The following is a 16,657-nucleotide window of genomic DNA, read 5'->3' on the forward strand; positions in this document are numbered from 1 at the left end:
TTTCTACATTTAATCACTGAATCAGAAGAATGAGTAAACAAAACACCAACAAGCTGTTAGGGCTTGTATTTATCGTTATTGGATCCATTGCGGTGATGGCCAACTTTGACCTGATCCCCTGGCAAATCAGATATTACATTTTTCAATGGGAAAACATCCTCATTCTCATAGGTGGCTATCTTATTCTGAGCGATCAGAACAAAAGAGCCGGAGCGATTTTACTGGTCATCGGACTGATCTTCGTAGTAGATGATTGGTTTAGAATTCGCACCTCCATCTGGGACTTCTGGCCACTTATATTCGTTTTTGCAGGAGTTCAGTTGATCAGAAGAACTGTTAAGAAGCCTGAAGCTTCAGAAGCTGGTGAAAACTATGAACCCCATGACCCGAACAGAATAGAGGACGTAGCCGTGTTCAGTGGTGGCGATCGCATTATCTCAACAAAAAACTTCAAAGGAGGTTCTCTTACAGCAGTCTTTGGTGGTTCCAATATTGACCTGACCATGGCCGGTATGGAACAAAACACAGCCGAAGTGGAAATCTTCTATATGTTTGGTGGTTCCAAGATAAGGGTGCCAAAAGACTGGCAGGTAGACCTTAGGGTGACCAATATTTTTGGAGGAATGTCTGACAAACGTATCATTCATGATCCCAATGCTACTTCTGACAAAAGGCTGGTTATTAAAGGCCTCGTGATTTTTGGCGGGGCAGAAATATCAAATTAAGAAAAATGAAAAAAGCGCTATTCCTAAGTCTGATACTCGTTTCCACATTAGCCTATTCACAAGACAGAATTACAGGAAAACCCTGGGCTACCAGAAGTGAAGTAATCGCACAACATGGAATGGCCGCTACCAGCCAGCCTCTGGCCACTCAGGTAGCGCTTGATATTCTGAAGAAAGGTGGAAACGCCATTGATGCGGCCATTGCTGCCAATGCCACTCTGGGATTGGTTGAACCGACAGGTAATGGCATAGGAGGTGATCTATTCGCCATTGTTTGGGACGCCAAAACCCAAAAGCTATACGGACTGAATGCCTCCGGAAGATCTCCCTATGATCTTACCCTGGACTACTTCAAGAAAAACGGATACGACAAAATACCGTCCTACGGCCCACTACCCGTATCGGTTCCAGGAGCAGTAGATGGCTGGTTCGAGCTACATGAGCGATTTGGTTCTATGGACATGACTGAAATACTTCAACCTGCCATTGACTATGCAAATGAAGGATTTCCCGTTACAGAACTCATTGCTTACCTGATGGAAGCTGGTGCCAAAAACCTACAGAAGTTTCCCGGCTTTAAAGAAACCTTTATGCCCAATGGCAGAACTCCCCGAAAGGGAGAAGTATTTAAAAACCCGGCCTTGGCTAACACCCTCACCAAAATCGCCAAGGGTGGTAGAGATGCCTTTTATAAAGGTGAAATCGCAGGAACTATTGCAGCCTATATGAAGCAAATGGGTGGCTTCCTTTCTGAAAAGGATCTGGCCGATCATACTTCAGAATGGGTCGAGCCGGTTTCCGTGAACTATAGAGGATATGATGTCTGGGAACTCCCTCCTAACGGACAGGGGATTGCTGCCTTGCAAATGCTTCAGATTCTTGAAGAGTATGATATCAAATCGATGGGTTTCGGCAGCAGGGAATACATCCACACATTTACCGAAGCCAAAAAACTAGCCTTTGAAGACCGGGCGAAGTTCTATGCCGATTTAGACTTTTATCAGACCCCCGTAGACTGGTTAATTTCGGATGACTATGCCAGACAACGAAAAACCCTGATCGATCCTGAAAAAGCCGGAAAATCGTACCCGGCCGGCCAATTGAAAGATGGTGATACCATTTACATGACCGTAGCCGACAAAGACGGCAATATGGTATCGCTTATTCAAAGTAATTACAGAGGAATGGGTTCAGGTATGACACCTCCGGGGCTCGGTTTCATCTTACAAGACAGAGGTGAGTTGTTCAGTCTGGAAGAAGGACACGCCAATGTTTATGAACCACACAAAAGACCTTTCCATACCATCATCCCGGCATTTATCACCAAAGACGACAAGCCATGGGTAAGCTTCGGACTGATGGGTGGTGCCACTCAACCACAGGGCCACGTTCAAATTGTTATTAACCTGATTGACTTTGGTATGAACTTGCAGGAAGCAGGTGATGCCCCTAGAATTCTGCATAATGGCTCCTCTCAACCTACCGGAGAAACCATGACGGATGGAGGAGTTCTCCAATTAGAAACAGGTATTAGCTATGAAGTGATTCGTGAATTGGTGAAAATGGGACACCAGATTTCCTTTAATGTAGGAAGCTATGGTGGCTACCAAGCCATTATGTGGGATGCCATCAATCAGGTCTACTATGGTGCTTCAGAATCCAGAAAAGATGGACAGGCTGCGGGGTATTAGACTAATAGTTCTTCTCTCAATAGCTACATCGGCCTTGTATGCTTGTGATCCAGTTAGCTCCTTGAGTTTGGAAAATAAAAGCGCAGACACGCTTTTAATAAGAGTACAGGCTCATAAAGGATATCTCGAAGATTGGTGTGAAATAGAAGTTGTCAATTGTATTGCGCCTGACCAATATGAGCTTAAGGTTTACCCAAATACACAAACAGAACTTCCACCAAGAACCATGGGCTTTTTTCCTAGAATAAACTGGGTAACAATATCCTCCTCAGGGTTTCAAGACACCCTGTTTTACCTTAATAAACGCCAAGAGCTCAGATCAGGACTGAAAATGAAGAGATCAAAAAAAGGAATAGGTCAGTATTATATAACCATTTTTGAGCCCCGCTAAAATCGGATTAAAATAACCTATGAATCAACGACTTGCTCATATAGCTATTGTTGTCCATGACTATGACGAAGCTATAGCATTTTATACCGAAAAGCTTCACTTTGAATTGATAGAAGATACCCAACTCAACGATGAAAAAAGATGGGTTTTGGTTCGACCTAAAGGCTCAGAATGCTGTCTCCTTCTGGCAAAAGCCGCCAATGAAGAACAGAAAATGGCAGTAGGTAATCAGTCGGGAGGAAGAGTTTTCCTATTTCTCCACACCGATAGCTTTGATCGTGATTTTAAAAACCTACTAGATCAAAAAATTGAGGTGGTTCGTAGGCCACAAGTAGAAGCATATGGAAAGGTCGCTGTTTTCAAGGACTTGTATGGAAACCTCTGGGATTTAATAGAACCTGGCTACAAACAATAATATTGTCTGTCCACTTTTGCCAAATTGACCAGCGGCAACTCTGCATTTAAACCGAATGACTAACTTCCTTGATGAAAAAGTCATCGCTACTCCTTATCCTACTGATTGTTGGACTCAGTCCCCTTTCCTGCCAAAAGGCACCGGAAGCCGACTATGCCTTCGATAATGTTCAGGTCATTGATGTGAAAACGGGTGAAATCAAGCCAGAACAGACTGTTTTTGTAAAAGATGGTAAAATCACGCTGATTGTCCCTTCTAAGGAAGCTAATCTGGATGGCACCATGAATACGATTATCGGTAATGGCCGTTACCTGATGCCTGGCTTGGCAGAAATGCATGCCCATATTCCAGGCAATCAGAACATGAAATTACTGGAAGAGACACTCTTCCTTTATCTGTCTAATGGCGTTACCACCATCAGGGGTATGTTAGGTCAGCCTTATCATCTCGAGCTGAAAGACAAAGTACTATCTGGTGAAATCCTGGGTCCAAGAATCTATACTTCAGGCCCGAGTCTTAATGGTAACTCAGTAACCTCAACAGAACAGGCAGATCAAATGGTCAGGAATCAAAAAGCAGCTGGCTATGATTTTATGAAACTCCACCCGGGCCTCACTATGGAGAACTTTAATCAGATTGTTCAAACAGCTCAGGAAGTGGGCATGCCTTATGCCGGTCATGTCAGTGTTGATGTTGGTATCAGAAGAGCTCTTGAAGCAGAATATGCCAGTATTGATCATGTCGATGGTTATCTGGAAGGGATTGTACCTTCAACCATCAGGGTTAACCCCAATGCCAATGGCTTCTTTGGAATCAACTTTACTAAAATTGCTGACGAAGCATTGATCGATGAGTTGGTGCAAATGACCGTAGATCATAATGTATGGATCGTACCTACACAGGCCATGATGGAGCGCTGGGTAGGGCCGGAAGATCCGGAAATATTAGCCCAGGAACCGGAAATGAAATATATGCCACCCAATACTTTGAATACCTGGGTAAGAACCAAAAAACAGGTGATTGAGGCAGCCAATTATGATCCCGACCAGGCCTTAAAGTTCAATGAGCTTAGAAGAGAAATCATCAAAAAACTTCATGATGGAGGTGCCCGGTTCTTGTTAGGATCAGACGCCCCTCAGGTATTCAATGTACCAGGATTCTCTATTCAAAGGGAACTGGAGGCAATGACTCGTAGTGGTTTCACACCATTGGAAGCCATTCAGGCTGGCACAATCAATCCGGCAGCCTTCTTTGGGGCGGAAGGAGAATACGGAGTTATTGAACCCGGAGCTTCCGCTGACCTCATTATGCTTCAGAACAATCCCTTAGAAGACATCAATAACACACGAAGTCAACTGGGGGTGATGGTGAGAGGCAAATGGATGACCAAGGCAGACATCTATAAACGCCTTGACGAAATCGCTAAGGATTAGCAGAGATAACATTATAGAGAATTACTTTTTGTCATCCTGAGCTTGTCTCAGGGTCTCCGTTTTATAAAATGCTTGTCAGAAGACGAGCTTAGGATGACACAACCATTCCCATCTATTCATCCCTTAGGGCACTCACCGGATTGCCAGTAGCCGCTTTGAATGATTTAAAGCTAACCGTGATAAAGGCTACAATGGCAATAATCAAGGCTCCGAGAATGAATATACCTACTCCAATGCTGGTCTGATACGCGAAATCTTTCAGCCAGGAAGTCATCCACCAATAAGCCAGAGGAAAAGCAATTACTATCGCAATCAGAATAAGTTTTGCATAATCCTTTGCCAATAGAAGTACTACTTTCTGAACAGAAGCACCCAGCACCTTTCTAATCCCAATCTCCTTTTTAGCCTGCTCTGCCGTAAAGGAAACCAGGCCAAACAAGCCAAGGCAAGCCACGAAAATGGCCAATCCTGCAAAGCCAATGAAAACTGCATTGAATTGCTCATCGCTTTTATATTGTTGATCGAAGCGCTCATCCAGAAAAAAGAAGTCGAAAGGATTATCAGGATAAATTTCATCCCAGGTATTCTCAACAGAGGTCAATGTCTGACTCAGGTTTGCTCCGGCAAGCTTGAGGGAATAATAGCTACCTCCATCAGGCTCGTAGAAGAATATCATCGGGTCCAGCTCTTCCTTCAAAGAAGCCTGATGGTAGCTTTGAACTATTCCGATGATCTGATGCGGCTTTTCAGAATCAGGGTTTATTTTCTCACCGAGTGCATCTTCAGGAGAGTCGAAACCCATATGTTGCACAGCATTAATATTAAGCAGCACGGCTGCCGTATCTGTTTTAATATTACTGTCGAAGGTTCTTCCGGCTAAAAGATCAATTTCAAATTCGTCAAAGAAAAACTCATCTACGCTGACCCGGTAAAGATCTCTCAGGTCATTTCTGAAATGCCTGGAATGGAAACCACTGATAGAGAAATTCTCAATACCGGGAACACTATTGGAAAGGGTAAACCCTTCGATACCTGAAATTGATGACAGTTCATCTTTAAATACCTTTAATCTGTTACTTAAATCACCCTCCCCCTGGCTGGAACTCGGTGCTTTGATTACCAAAGTCTGCTCAATATTCAAGCCCAGCTCCTGACTCCGCATAAAGTTAAGCTGCTTCAGTACCAGAAATGTGCCCAGAATAAGTGTAACCGAAGCTGCAAACTGAAAGATCACCAGCAGCTGTCTAAAGCCAAAACCACCCTTTCGGCTATACAACTTACCCTTCAGTACCTGAACAGGGTGAAAAGAGGTCAATACAATGGCAGGATAAAGTCCTGAACAAAGAGAGCCTAGTAAGATCAAAGCGCCCAGGCCCAGAAGGATTTCAGTTGAGTACAGTAAATTCAGATCAAGCTGCAAATCCATAGAGCTATTGATACCAGGAACTACCGCTACGACTATGGCAACTGAAACCAGTACTGCAAGGAAGTTGTAGAGAAAAGACTCTACCATGAACTGAGCAAGTAAGTTAGACCTCAGCGCACCCACTACTTTTCTGATGCCAACTTCCTTAGCCCTCTTAATGGCCCTTGCTGTGGCCAGGTTCACGTAGTTCACCCAGGCAATTATTAAGACCAACATGGCAATGGCAGAAAGAAAGTAAATCTGATCGGCACCGCCATTTTTGCCCATATCCCATCCCAGACCTTCGGAATAAAGGTGAATATCCTGAATATTCTGAGTCCAGAGCACCTCTCTTATATTGTACTTCTCATAAGGTTCAGCCTTCTTTTCATCGAGATAAACCCCAAGCTTAGCATCCAAATCTGCCTGACTGGTTCCTTCATTCACTTTAATGAAGGTGTAAAAGTCATACCATCCCCAGTTGTTGGGCCATTCTTCAAAACCGCTCCAGCTTTTGAGCGAAGAGATCAGGTCGAATTTCATATGAGAGTTTTCAGGAAAATCCTGAAATACACCCGTTACCGTGAGTTCTGTAGTCCCTCTCCAGAAAATGGATTGACCAATAGGGTTTTCATTACCAAAGTATCTTTGTGCAGTACTTTCAGAAACCACTACCTGATTGGGTTGAGCGAGTACCTCATCTGCATTACCATCCACCAGAGAGAATCCAAACATGCGGAAAAAATTCTCGTCCGCCAGTACTGCATTCTCCTCATTGTATCGAATAGGCACTCCGTCCTCCTTTTTCACACTATAAACTCCGGTGCCAAAAGGCAGAATTCTGGTGGCCATGTTCACTTCCGGGAATTCCTCCAAGACATTGGGAGCAACGGCAGGATAAACCGGTGCACTCTTGACCTTAAGCTGACCATTGCCATACATATCCATAACCACCCGATAGGTATTTTCTGATTCCGGATGGAAGTTGTCATATGAAAGCTCTCTGATAACATGCAGACTAATCAGCAAACATGCTGTTATTCCGGCTATCAGACCCGAGAGATTAATAAAACTGTAGCCTTTCTGCTTTCTAAAATTCCGTAGACTAACCAGTAGATAGTTCTTATACATGGCGATATAGTTTGAGTTAAATGACCTTTTACTAAATGATGAGGGTCTGAAGAATTTGATCACATCCCAGATGAACCACCATCTGGCCTTCTTCAACCCAATAGATTGTTTTCTGTAATAAAATGCCTCCAGCAAATCTCCCTGAATTTCATCCAGCAGCTCATCGGCACAATACCACTCTAAAAAGCGATTGGCCCATACAGGAAGTTGATGATGATCCTTAGAAAATTCGCTTGGCATCAATAAGAGAAATTGAGTTTCGGCATCATTTGCCACAGCTTCTGACGGTTCTCCTGCAGCTCCTGCAGGGTCGACAGCCCGAGTTTAGTAACCTCGAAGATTCGTTTTCTCCGTCCACCTCTCTCTGCTGTAGCACCACCCATCTTAGACTTGATGAGTCTCTTTTTCTCCAATCGCTTGAGTACAGTATGTATGGCAGAAATTGAAATTCGGCTCTTCATATGTTCGAAGTAGGCCTCTGAGACAGTATAGCCATAAGCTTCTTCAGGCAAGACAGCCACAATGAGCAAAACAGATTCTTCCAGATTCCCTAAGCTTTGATTCATATTTCTACAACTATTGTAGAACAAATAAAGCAAGACTGAACCATTTCTACAACATTTGTAGATGTTATCTGTATCCATTGATGAGAACTCTACCCTTTTCGAAGAACCATTGTGCGGATTTCTACCTACACTATGACCGCCTGTAAAAGATTAACCAAGAATTCATATTTAATATTTGCAACATTATTGTATTTGCAATAACGTTGCATTTAAATTGAAACTATCAGATATGAAGGACATACTAAAACTAAAATGGTTACTGGTATTGGCAGTTGTGCTGAGCATCTCTGCCTGCGATAATGACGATCCCGAACCAGTTAATGAGGAAGAATTAATCACTACAGTGCGTGTTACATTCACTAGTACAGGTGCCACTGATGAGGTGATTGTGGCTACGTTTAAAGATCTGGATGGCCCAGGTGGAAATGCCCCAGAAATTACCAACCCAACTCTTTCTGCCAATAATACTTACAGTGTTTCGGTTGAATTCCTGAATGAGACAGAAACTCCGGCAGAAGATATTACTGAAGAAGTTTCTGAAGAGGCGAAAGAGCATCAGGTTTTCTTTGAAGTAGCTTCAGCACTTAACTTCACTTACAGCTACAATGATACTGATGGTGACGGTAATCCAATCGGTTTATCGGGCAATGTAACTACAGGCGATGCCAGCTCAGGTACCATGGCGGTAGTATTGATTCACGAGCCTAATAAATCAGCCAGCGGAGTTTCATCTGGTGATGCCACTAATGCAGGTGGTGAAGAAGATGTTCGAGTAAGTTTTACTGTGACTATACAGTAATCTGCTTGAGTGCAGTTTGATTGAAAAGAGGCTGCTGTTTTGAAACTTAGCTTTACGTCACCCTGAACTTGTTTCAGGGTCTCTCGAAACCAATTCCGAGATTCTGAAATAAATTCAGAATGACGCGCGACTATTGGTAGTTTCAAAACAGCAGCCTCTACTTTTATCCGAATAAAGTACCAGTCTGACCTGGCCTTTTAATCTTCAGGTGCTCATAAGCCAGGTGAGTCGCCTCTCTGCCTCTTGAAGTTCTTTTAAGAAACCCTTCCTGAATCAGGAATGGCTCATAAACCTCCTCAATGGTCTCTGCCTCTTCTCCAACCGCAGTGGCAATAGTAGAAATACCAACGGGCCCTCCTTTGAACTTCTCAATAATGGTGGTCAGAATGCGGTTATCCATATCATCTAATCCATGTGAATCCACATCGAGTGCATTCAGTGCCATCTCACTAATGTCTTTGGTAATTCTTCCTGTTCCCTTAATCTGGGCAAAGTCCCTCGTGCGCCTCAACAGGTTATTGGCAATACGTGGGGTGCCTCGGCTTCTTCTGGCAATTTCATAGGCAGCATCTTCATCGATAGGAGTATTCAATATCTCTGAAGAACGACCAACAATTCTGGTCAGTAGTTTCGAATCATAGTATTCCAACCTGGCATTGATACCAAAACGTGCTCTGAGTGGTGAAGTCAATAAGCCAGAACGGGTAGTGGCTCCAACTAAGGTAAATGGATTGAGACCAATCTGAACAGTTCTGGCATTGGGGCCTGAATCGAGCATAATGTCGATCTTATAGTCTTCCATAGCTGAATACAGATATTCCTCCACAATAGGATTCAATCGGTGAATTTCATCAATGAAAAGAACGTCTCCATCTTCCAAGTTCGTGAGGAGACCCGCCAGATCGCTGGGTTTATCCAAAACTGGGCCCGAGGTAGACTTGATATCGGCTCCTAGTTCATTGGCAATAATGTGAGACAAGGTAGTCTTGCCAAGGCCCGGAGGTCCATGTAGTAACACGTGGTCTAATGGCTCTGACCTCTGCTTCGCTGCCTGGACAAATATCTTGATGTTACCGACAATCTTATCCTGACCGGAAAAGTCATCAAATGAGAGCGGCCGTAAGGCTCTCTCAATATCTTTCTCAGATGAATTTAAATCATCACCGTTCGGATCCAGGTAATCTTCCCTCATTCAATCGTAATTCATTCAAAAGATAATCAACCCCTGGCATAATCAAGAATAGAAATTAAAATTCAAGGCCCAGGCTCTCAATTCAATTATCTTTGCCAAAAATAAGGGAATGGACAGGAATAAGCGCTCGAGGATATATTTAATTGTGTTGATGCTGGCAGTTTTTTTGGTTTACACCTATCGCCAAAATCAGCCCAAAGAAGTTTTGGTTCAGGGTACTACCATGGGCACCATAGCCTATAACATTAAGTATCTGGACAAAGATCAGCGTAATTTTAAGCCTCAGATAGACTCGCTCCTTCAAGACTTCAATCAATCCCTATCCACTTACATTCCCGACTCGGAGATATCAACCTTCAATAAAAATGGTAAGGTAAAGTTTTACTATCCCTATTTCTATGATGTCCTCGCAGCCAGTCGCGAGGTCAACGAGGCTACTGACGGTGCTTTTGACCCAACCGTGGGGCAGTTAATTGATGCCTGGGGTTTTGGGGATGGTAAGCTCATTGCCCCTGATAGCAGCCAGGTAGATTCTCTCATGGATTATATCGGTTTCGACAAAATCAAGTTCGATACGAATTACGCTTCCAAAGCGATTGATGGCCTGAAGCTCAATTTCTCGGCTATTGCCAAAGGACAAGCGATTGATGTGGTTGCCGATTGGCTAAAAGATCAGGGTATGGAAAATTTTATGGTAGAGATTGGTGGCGAAGTGCGTGCCCATGGCAAAAATCTGGATGGTGAATTCTGGACCATCGGCATAGAAGTGCCTGATGAAAAGCGCGTTGGTCGTCTTTTCGATGCCTTGCATTTAGAAAACCAGGGAATGGCTACATCAGGTAATTACAGAAACTTCAGAGTCCTTGATGATGGTAGAAAGGTAGTACATACTATTGATCCCAAAACCGGATACCCTAAAATGCAGACCTTGCTGAGTGCCACAATACTGGCTCCCAACTGTATGTTAGCGGATGCTTACGCAACAGCCTGTATGGTGATGGGTAAAGAAAAAAGCATTGCCTTGGTTGAAGCTGATCCTAGCTTAGAATGTTACCTGATCTACACTGACGAATCAGGCAATATGGCCACCTACCTTTCCTCCGGGCTGGAAGGCAAAACAATCAAGTCAGAAAGTGAGGAATAACTGAACTAATTCGTCCCGTTTTCGATTTTATTCTCATCTTTGCAATCTTGTTGCAAAAACAGGACTGAATATTGTTCATCAACGCAATCATATTATTTCTAGCCGCAGCACTGCCCGGTTTCTTCATGCTAAAGGCTTCAGGTTTTTCTGCCAGAAAACTGCAGCTTTTCCTGGTCTTTGCAGGGGCTTATCTCTTCTCGGTGACTGTGATTCACCTGATCCCCGATTTATTCCTCTCTAATGAGAACCCTTTTGCCATAGGTCTTTATATCCTTATTGGTTTCTTTCTTCAGAAGGTCATTGAAAATTTCACCAGTGGGGTTGAACATGGTCATGTACATCACCATGGTAATTACTCTGTGACCTATCTACTATTAGCATTGAGCTTACACTCGTTTCTGGAAGGAAGTATTATGACGGATTCTATTCATTCGAATCACAGTCCTGAATCAGTTTATGCCCATGGTAGTTCTCCTAAAATCTTACTGGGCATAGTCATGCATAAGATTCCCGCAGCAGTAGCCCTTATGGCATTGTTGCTGCATAAGTTTTCCAATAAGGTTCGAGCTTATTCGGTCTTACTCATTTTTGCACTGGCTTCTCCACTAGGACTGTTTACCGGTGAGTTCCTAAGTCACAGTGAACTACTACCTGAAAATTACCTGATCATCTTTTTTGCCATTGTAGCCGGAAGTTTCCTTCAAATTTCCACTACCATTTTCATTGAAACAGACCCTAGCCATAAATTGAACTGGCAGCGATTTAGCATTTCGCTTTTCGGAGCTCTTTGTGCCGTTCTGGCACAGCTGTTTATCTGAAACCCTGTTGCGTAGCTTTTCTTAATACATTTGAGCATGGGCCATCATCATCACCATCATCACGGGCATGGTCAAAGTACCAAAAACCTAAAGATTGCTTTCTTTCTTAACCTTTTCTTTACAGTTGTTGAACTGGTAGGAGGATTAATTACGGGTAGTTTGGCCATTTTATCTGATGCCTTACACGATCTTGGCGACAGTCTCAGCATTGGATTGAGCTGGTACTTCCAGAATCTATCGGAAAAAAAGCGAGACAACCACTTCTCCTACGGTTATAAGAGGTTTTCCCTGTTAGGAGCCATTATCAATGCCGTGGTGCTGCTCATCGGCTCTGTGATCATTATTAGTGAAGCGGTACCTGCTGTGCTTAACCCAGGTGAAGTAGATGAACAAGGCATGCTGTACATTGCCATTTTCGGAGTCATTGTTAACGGTGCAGCTGTGTTAAGACTGAGAAAGGGGAGTTCCATCAATGAGAAAGTAATTAGCCTTCATTTACTGGAAGATGTACTGGGTTGGATAGCAGTACTGATCGGTAGTTTGCTCATCATGTATTTCGACTGGTACTTTATAGATCCACTCCTTTCTGTGTTGATTGCACTGTTCATTATTTACAATGTGTTCAACAACCTGAAAAAGAGCTTTCAAATTATCCTTCAGGCTACCCCTCAAAACATTAATGTAGATAAGGTACATGAAAAGCTGAGAACTATACCAGAAGTAGTTGAAATCCATGATTGCCACATCTGGTCTATGGATGGAGAATACCATGTTTTCTCCGCCCACCTGGTTCTCGATAAATCTTATGAGCTGAAACTACAGTCTTCTATAAAAAAGAGAGCCAAACATTTACTGCATGAGATGGGGATTGAACACTCTACACTTGAATTTGAGTTACAGGATGAGGATTGTGATAGCTGCTAGTAAAAAAGCCACCCCAAGGGGTGGCTTTTTAGGTTTTGTTGTTTGATACTTCTTAATTATAAAGATAATTCAGAGCTGTTACGTCATTGGCATTAAAATCATCAGCCGGGCCACATGCCTGCATCAAAGAAGTGGCATCTGAACCTGTTGGAGTTCCTGGGATATAGATTGCTCCTACTCCGGCACTTCCTTCGTTGGTATTAGATCCGCAGCTTTCTCTGGTTTGATAATCCGTATGACGGAAACCAATACAGTGACCGATTTCATGAGCCATAACACCCTTCAATTCCTGTACAGTTGGACCAAAATTATCAATCCAGTAAGTGTTTAAGCCGAAACCATCAGCCGGATCACCGGAGGCAGTCGGGAAGCCTGCTGCTCTACCCAAAGTAATAAAGCCTCTTCTTGGTCTTTCACTAAATGCGGAGATAAAGATATCAGCATCTGTAGTGATAGTCTGATTTTTACCTTTACCAGATACAGTAACTGATGTCAGCTGGAATTGAAGCGCCAGATTTTCTGCATTGTACATGGCAATAGTCTGATTCAGAGCATCAATAGCTGACTGACTAAATGATGGGTCAATACCCACTTTAATCACTCTCGGAAGATTAGTCACCAGGTTAGTGGTGTGATAGTGCTCCGTACCAGGAACTTTAGGGTTTTTGAGAAGGCCATCGATCTCATCTTCAGCAAAGAATAAATCATATTCCACGATGTAGCCAGACTGGCCATTCCATTCACCTTTAATCACATCGTTTGGGCTGTAACCTGCTGCCTGAATTTTGTCTAAAACGGCTTGTGAAACGTCATCCTGAAAGTCAGGTGTTTCATCATTGACATTGTCGCAGGCATAGAGCGCAAAAGCGGCCAAAACGAGGCATGCGATTAGCGATTTCATTTTCTTCATAAAGTTAATAATTAGAGTTTAGTATTTGTTTAATTATTGCCATTCACATAGTGAAAGACCTTCTAAAAAACGTATTTTACCGTTCATATCAAAAACAAAAAGTAAGATTTATCTATCATCAAATAGTATTATTTCAAAAATTGTCATTCACATTCACATTAATCCTTTTCGTCACACGAAAGGTTCTGAATACATGTGCTTCTACTCAAATTTTATTTAATTCAAGCTATAATTATATGCTTCATCACCAATCCATTTGAAAAGCAGACTACTATATATTGTCATCCCCATTTTACTATTGTGTTTAAAGTCTTTGGCTGTAGCTCAAACTCGCGGTAACACTATACAGAATGGGTTACTGTTTAAGAACACTTGCATCCAACTTTGGCAGGTCAGCCCAGAACAAAGAGAAGACTTTCTTGCTGAGCATTCGGCAGAGATTATTGACTGGCTTTCTCCCACGCTGGCGGTACTACAAGATCACTCGCCAAACAAGTCTCGTATTCCATTTACTAGTCATTTGCTTCTACAAGATTCAGCCTTTATTCATGAATCTCAGCCAGGTACTCATTGGATCATCAAGCGGTGGGATAAGAAACTCAAGCACTTCGTTTATGAGGAAATCGAAGCAGATGCAGCTGAGGTTGCCGGTCTTCTGCAAGAAGGAATTGTTAATATTGCTCAACCCTTCTCCCAAACCGCCAAAACAGAAGCCAACACACTTTCTCACGATCTGTCGGTTAACGGAGTCAGCTGGATACATGCCTACAGACAAAACCTCAAAGGTGAAGGCAGAACACTCGCCATTAAAGAGCAGCTGTTTGATACACTAGACATTGACCTATACGCCAGGTACCTTCCATCTGAGCTTATCGACCCAATCATCAATTCCCATGCTACCAGTATGGCCAGTATCGCTGCTGGAGCAGGTAATACTTCTGAGTTGAGCCTGGGAGCCGCTTCAGGAGTTACCCTCACCTCCAGTACATTTACCAGCATTCTACCAGATGCCGGTTCGTTCTTCGACCAAACCGGAGTGAAGGTTCAGAATCACTCCTATGGTTTAGAAATCACCAATATCTATGACCTTCTGGCTGAAGCATATGACGAGCAGGTTAATGATCAACCACAAATTCTGCATGTCTTCTCATCAGGTAATTCAGGCTTTATCACGCCTGAATCAGGCCGATATGCTCAACTTGGACCCTTCTCCAACCTGACAGGTGGCTTCAAAATGGCAAAGAACATACTCACTGTAGGGGCAATAGACCAGGAATTGAATCTGGATGTACGAAGTTCAAAAGGCCCGACATCTGATGGTAGGATCAAGCCGGAAATTGTGGCCTATGGCGAGGGAGGGACTTCTGAGGCCGCAGCCTTGGTTTCAGGCACCAGTATCTTGCTTCGTGAAGCCTATTTTAATCAATTTGGTGAAGAAGTAAGTTCAGCAGCTCTTAAGGCTATTCTGATTGCAGGAGCTGATTCTATTGGTCAGTCTGTCGTCAGCTACTCCACTGGTTTTGGAAATCTCAATGCCAAAAAGAGCCTGGAACTAATTGAAAGGGAACAAATCATTCATGGTCAGATCGACAACACCGGTCAATTCACACGGGAAATTACCTTACCTGTTAATAGTGGAAAGGTTAGAATTGCCTTAGTATGGAATGATCCTGCTGCCACCGCGGGAGACCTGAAGTCATTGAAAAATAACCTGAATCTCAAAGTAGCCCATGACGGTCAGGAATGGTTACCATGGACGCTAGACCCATCACCACGTACAAACTTACTCGACCAAACTCCCCAAAGGGGTATAGATACACTGAATAATATTGAGCTAGTCACTCTTCCCTTGAATGGAGACAGACTGACCATACAAGTCAGCGGTGAAAGCATGCTCACTTCGAGCCAGGCCTTTCACATAGCCTATAGTGTTCAGTCTGACCATCAATTTGAGTGGCTATATCCCAGCTTTAATGATCCACAAGAAGCCGAAACAAGTACCAGGCTGAGGTTTCTGAACAGTTATCAGACCACAGGCATCTTGGAAATGCAGTTGGGAGATGGTTCCTGGCAGGAAATGGGCTTTGTCGAAGGGGAGAATCAGTTCGAGATTAGCTGGCCATCCTTTTCTGGCAAACTCAGGTTAAGAGCCCGGTTTGGAACTGACATCTATACTTCGGATGATTTGCTCATTAGTCCCAGAATTGAAGTAAGTAAAATCTATCTATGTGAGGATGAATTTCTACTCAGCTGGAACAGCCTGAACCTGGAAGGAGCATTTTATGAACTTTCCAAACCAGGAAACAGCGGATATCTGGAACCCTTTCTTGTAACAAGTGACACCTTTGCTATTCTTAACCGATCCAACGAAGAGTTTCTCTTCGACAAGATTAGCATTCGGGGTCGTTTGGGAGACCTAAAAACACTACAGGCACAGGTTTATGATTTTACTACGGATGGGATAGGATGTTTCTACACTACCTTCACCTCTTCGGTAGACGAGGAAATTGTTAAGCTCAATCTGGATCTCTCAGGCCTTTACAACATTGCTTCTGTCAGCTTTGAAAAGCTCAATGCTGAACAGTTTGAATCTATTTTATCACTTGATAACCCCACCTCCAACCTACTTGAGTCTACTGACTCAAATACTAGATCTGGTTACTACAGTTACAGGGCAAAAATCAATCTGTTAGATGCCATCAATGGAGAAACCACTGTACTAACAGACACATTAGAACTCCCCGTGATTTTAAAAGACAATATAACCGTTTTCCCCAACCCCATACAGAATGGAGAAGACCTGAACATATTGAATGATAATCTGAATGCAGCCTACATGCAGATCATCAATCATCAGGGAGCTGTCTTACAACAGGTGGAAATCAAGTTGGAAGCAGATTCATTTGAGGTCAATGGTCTCAGCTCTGGAATGTACCTGTATAGAATATTCAATATTGAAAAAGAACTGATTAAGTCAGGCAGGCTAATTGTCTATTGAAAGGAGTCCTTCTAAGAACTTCCTCCCTATCTACAGCCCTGTATTCAAGCCGTTTATCCATAATGGATATTCATTCTTAACAATCTCAGTTTTATACTCAGTTATTTATTAATTC

Annotated in this window: 14 protein-coding genes; 10 read left to right on the plus strand and 4 right to left on the minus strand. The window is 43.0% G+C overall.

All coding sequences use genetic code 11. The features are described from left to right. The first annotated feature begins 29 nt into the window (after positions 1–29). The 5 genes from ACOOEY_RS09120 (at position 30) to ACOOEY_RS09140 (ending at position 4,655) form a co-directional block, all read left to right on the plus strand. Complete coding sequence (locus tag ACOOEY_RS09120) at positions 30–725, plus strand: LiaI-LiaF-like domain-containing protein (protein WP_420388362.1); 696 nt, start codon at positions 30–32, stop codon at positions 723–725. A gap of 5 nt (positions 726–730) precedes the next feature. Beyond that, positions 731–2,416 carry a gamma-glutamyltransferase gene (gene ggt, locus ACOOEY_RS09125; RefSeq protein ID WP_420388363.1) on the plus strand — a complete coding sequence of 562 codons (1,686 nt, stop codon included), beginning with the start codon at positions 731–733 and terminating at the stop codon, positions 2,414–2,416. Then, entirely contained in the window at positions 2,394–2,807 is a 414-nt protein-coding gene (locus tag ACOOEY_RS09130) for a hypothetical protein (RefSeq protein ID WP_420388364.1), read from the plus strand. Before ggt ends, ACOOEY_RS09130 begins: the two co-directional genes overlap by 23 nt. A gap of 19 nt (positions 2,808–2,826) precedes the next feature. Beyond that, a complete protein-coding gene (locus ACOOEY_RS09135) occupies positions 2,827–3,222 on the plus strand; it encodes a VOC family protein (RefSeq protein ID WP_420388365.1) in 396 nt (131 codons plus the stop codon). Between the two features lie 71 nt (positions 3,223–3,293). Then, positions 3,294–4,655, plus strand: coding sequence for an amidohydrolase family protein (locus ACOOEY_RS09140; protein ID WP_420388366.1), 1,362 nt, complete (start codon positions 3,294–3,296; stop codon positions 4,653–4,655). 112 nt (positions 4,656–4,767) lie between these two features. Here the strand turns inward: ACOOEY_RS09140 and ACOOEY_RS09145 are convergent, their stop codons facing one another. Together ACOOEY_RS09145 and ACOOEY_RS09150 are read right to left on the minus strand one after the other, a co-directional pair. Next, a complete protein-coding gene (locus ACOOEY_RS09145) occupies positions 4,768–7,431 on the minus strand; it encodes an ABC transporter permease (protein WP_420388367.1) in 2,664 nt (887 codons plus the stop codon). After that, positions 7,431–7,757: a PadR family transcriptional regulator gene (locus ACOOEY_RS09150; RefSeq protein ID WP_420388368.1), complete on the minus strand. Its 327-nt coding sequence runs from the start codon at positions 7,755–7,757 to the stop codon at positions 7,431–7,433. Before ACOOEY_RS09150 ends, ACOOEY_RS09145 begins: the two co-directional genes overlap by 1 nt. 229 nt (positions 7,758–7,986) lie before the next feature. Between ACOOEY_RS09150 and ACOOEY_RS09155 the strand changes: the two genes are divergently transcribed. Further along, positions 7,987–8,556 (plus strand): hypothetical protein, encoded by a 570-nt coding sequence (locus ACOOEY_RS09155; protein WP_420388369.1) that lies wholly within the window; start codon positions 7,987–7,989, stop codon positions 8,554–8,556. Positions 8,557–8,719: 163 nt separating this feature from the next. Here the strand turns inward: ACOOEY_RS09155 and ruvB are convergent, their stop codons facing one another. Next, on the minus strand, positions 8,720–9,748 hold the full coding sequence (ruvB, locus tag ACOOEY_RS09160; RefSeq protein WP_420388370.1) for a Holliday junction branch migration DNA helicase RuvB: 1,029 nt from the start codon (positions 9,746–9,748) through the stop codon (positions 8,720–8,722). 109 nt (positions 9,749–9,857) lie between these two features. Between ruvB and ACOOEY_RS09165 the strand changes: the two genes are divergently transcribed. The 3 genes from ACOOEY_RS09165 to ACOOEY_RS09175 all read left to right on the plus strand — a co-directional run bounded on the left by ACOOEY_RS09165 (position 9,858) and on the right by ACOOEY_RS09175 (position 12,634). After that, complete coding sequence (locus ACOOEY_RS09165) at positions 9,858–10,892, plus strand: FAD:protein FMN transferase (protein ID WP_420388371.1); 1,035 nt, start codon at positions 9,858–9,860, stop codon at positions 10,890–10,892. Positions 10,893–10,963: 71 nt separating this feature from the next. Continuing rightward, on the plus strand, positions 10,964–11,710 hold the full coding sequence (locus ACOOEY_RS09170; protein WP_420388372.1) for a ZIP family metal transporter: 747 nt from the start codon (positions 10,964–10,966) through the stop codon (positions 11,708–11,710). 36 nt (positions 11,711–11,746) lie between these two features. Next, positions 11,747–12,634, plus strand: coding sequence for a cation diffusion facilitator family transporter (locus ACOOEY_RS09175; protein WP_420388373.1), 888 nt, complete (start codon positions 11,747–11,749; stop codon positions 12,632–12,634). Between the two features lie 52 nt (positions 12,635–12,686). Here the strand turns inward: ACOOEY_RS09175 and ACOOEY_RS09180 are convergent, their stop codons facing one another. After that, positions 12,687–13,535, minus strand: coding sequence for a M57 family metalloprotease (locus ACOOEY_RS09180; RefSeq protein ID WP_420388374.1), 849 nt, complete (start codon positions 13,533–13,535; stop codon positions 12,687–12,689). 322 nt (positions 13,536–13,857) lie between these two features. Here ACOOEY_RS09180 and ACOOEY_RS09185 point away from each other — a divergent pair, with 322 nt between their 5' ends. After that, on the plus strand, positions 13,858–16,542 hold the full coding sequence (locus ACOOEY_RS09185) for a S8 family serine peptidase (RefSeq protein ID WP_420388375.1): 2,685 nt from the start codon (positions 13,858–13,860) through the stop codon (positions 16,540–16,542). The last annotated feature ends 115 nt before the right edge of the window (positions 16,543–16,657 follow it).

The sequence above is a fragment of the Roseivirga sp. genome (genome assembly GCF_965216855.1).
In the GTDB taxonomy this organism is placed as follows: Bacteria; Bacteroidota; Bacteroidia; order Cytophagales; family Cyclobacteriaceae; genus Roseivirga.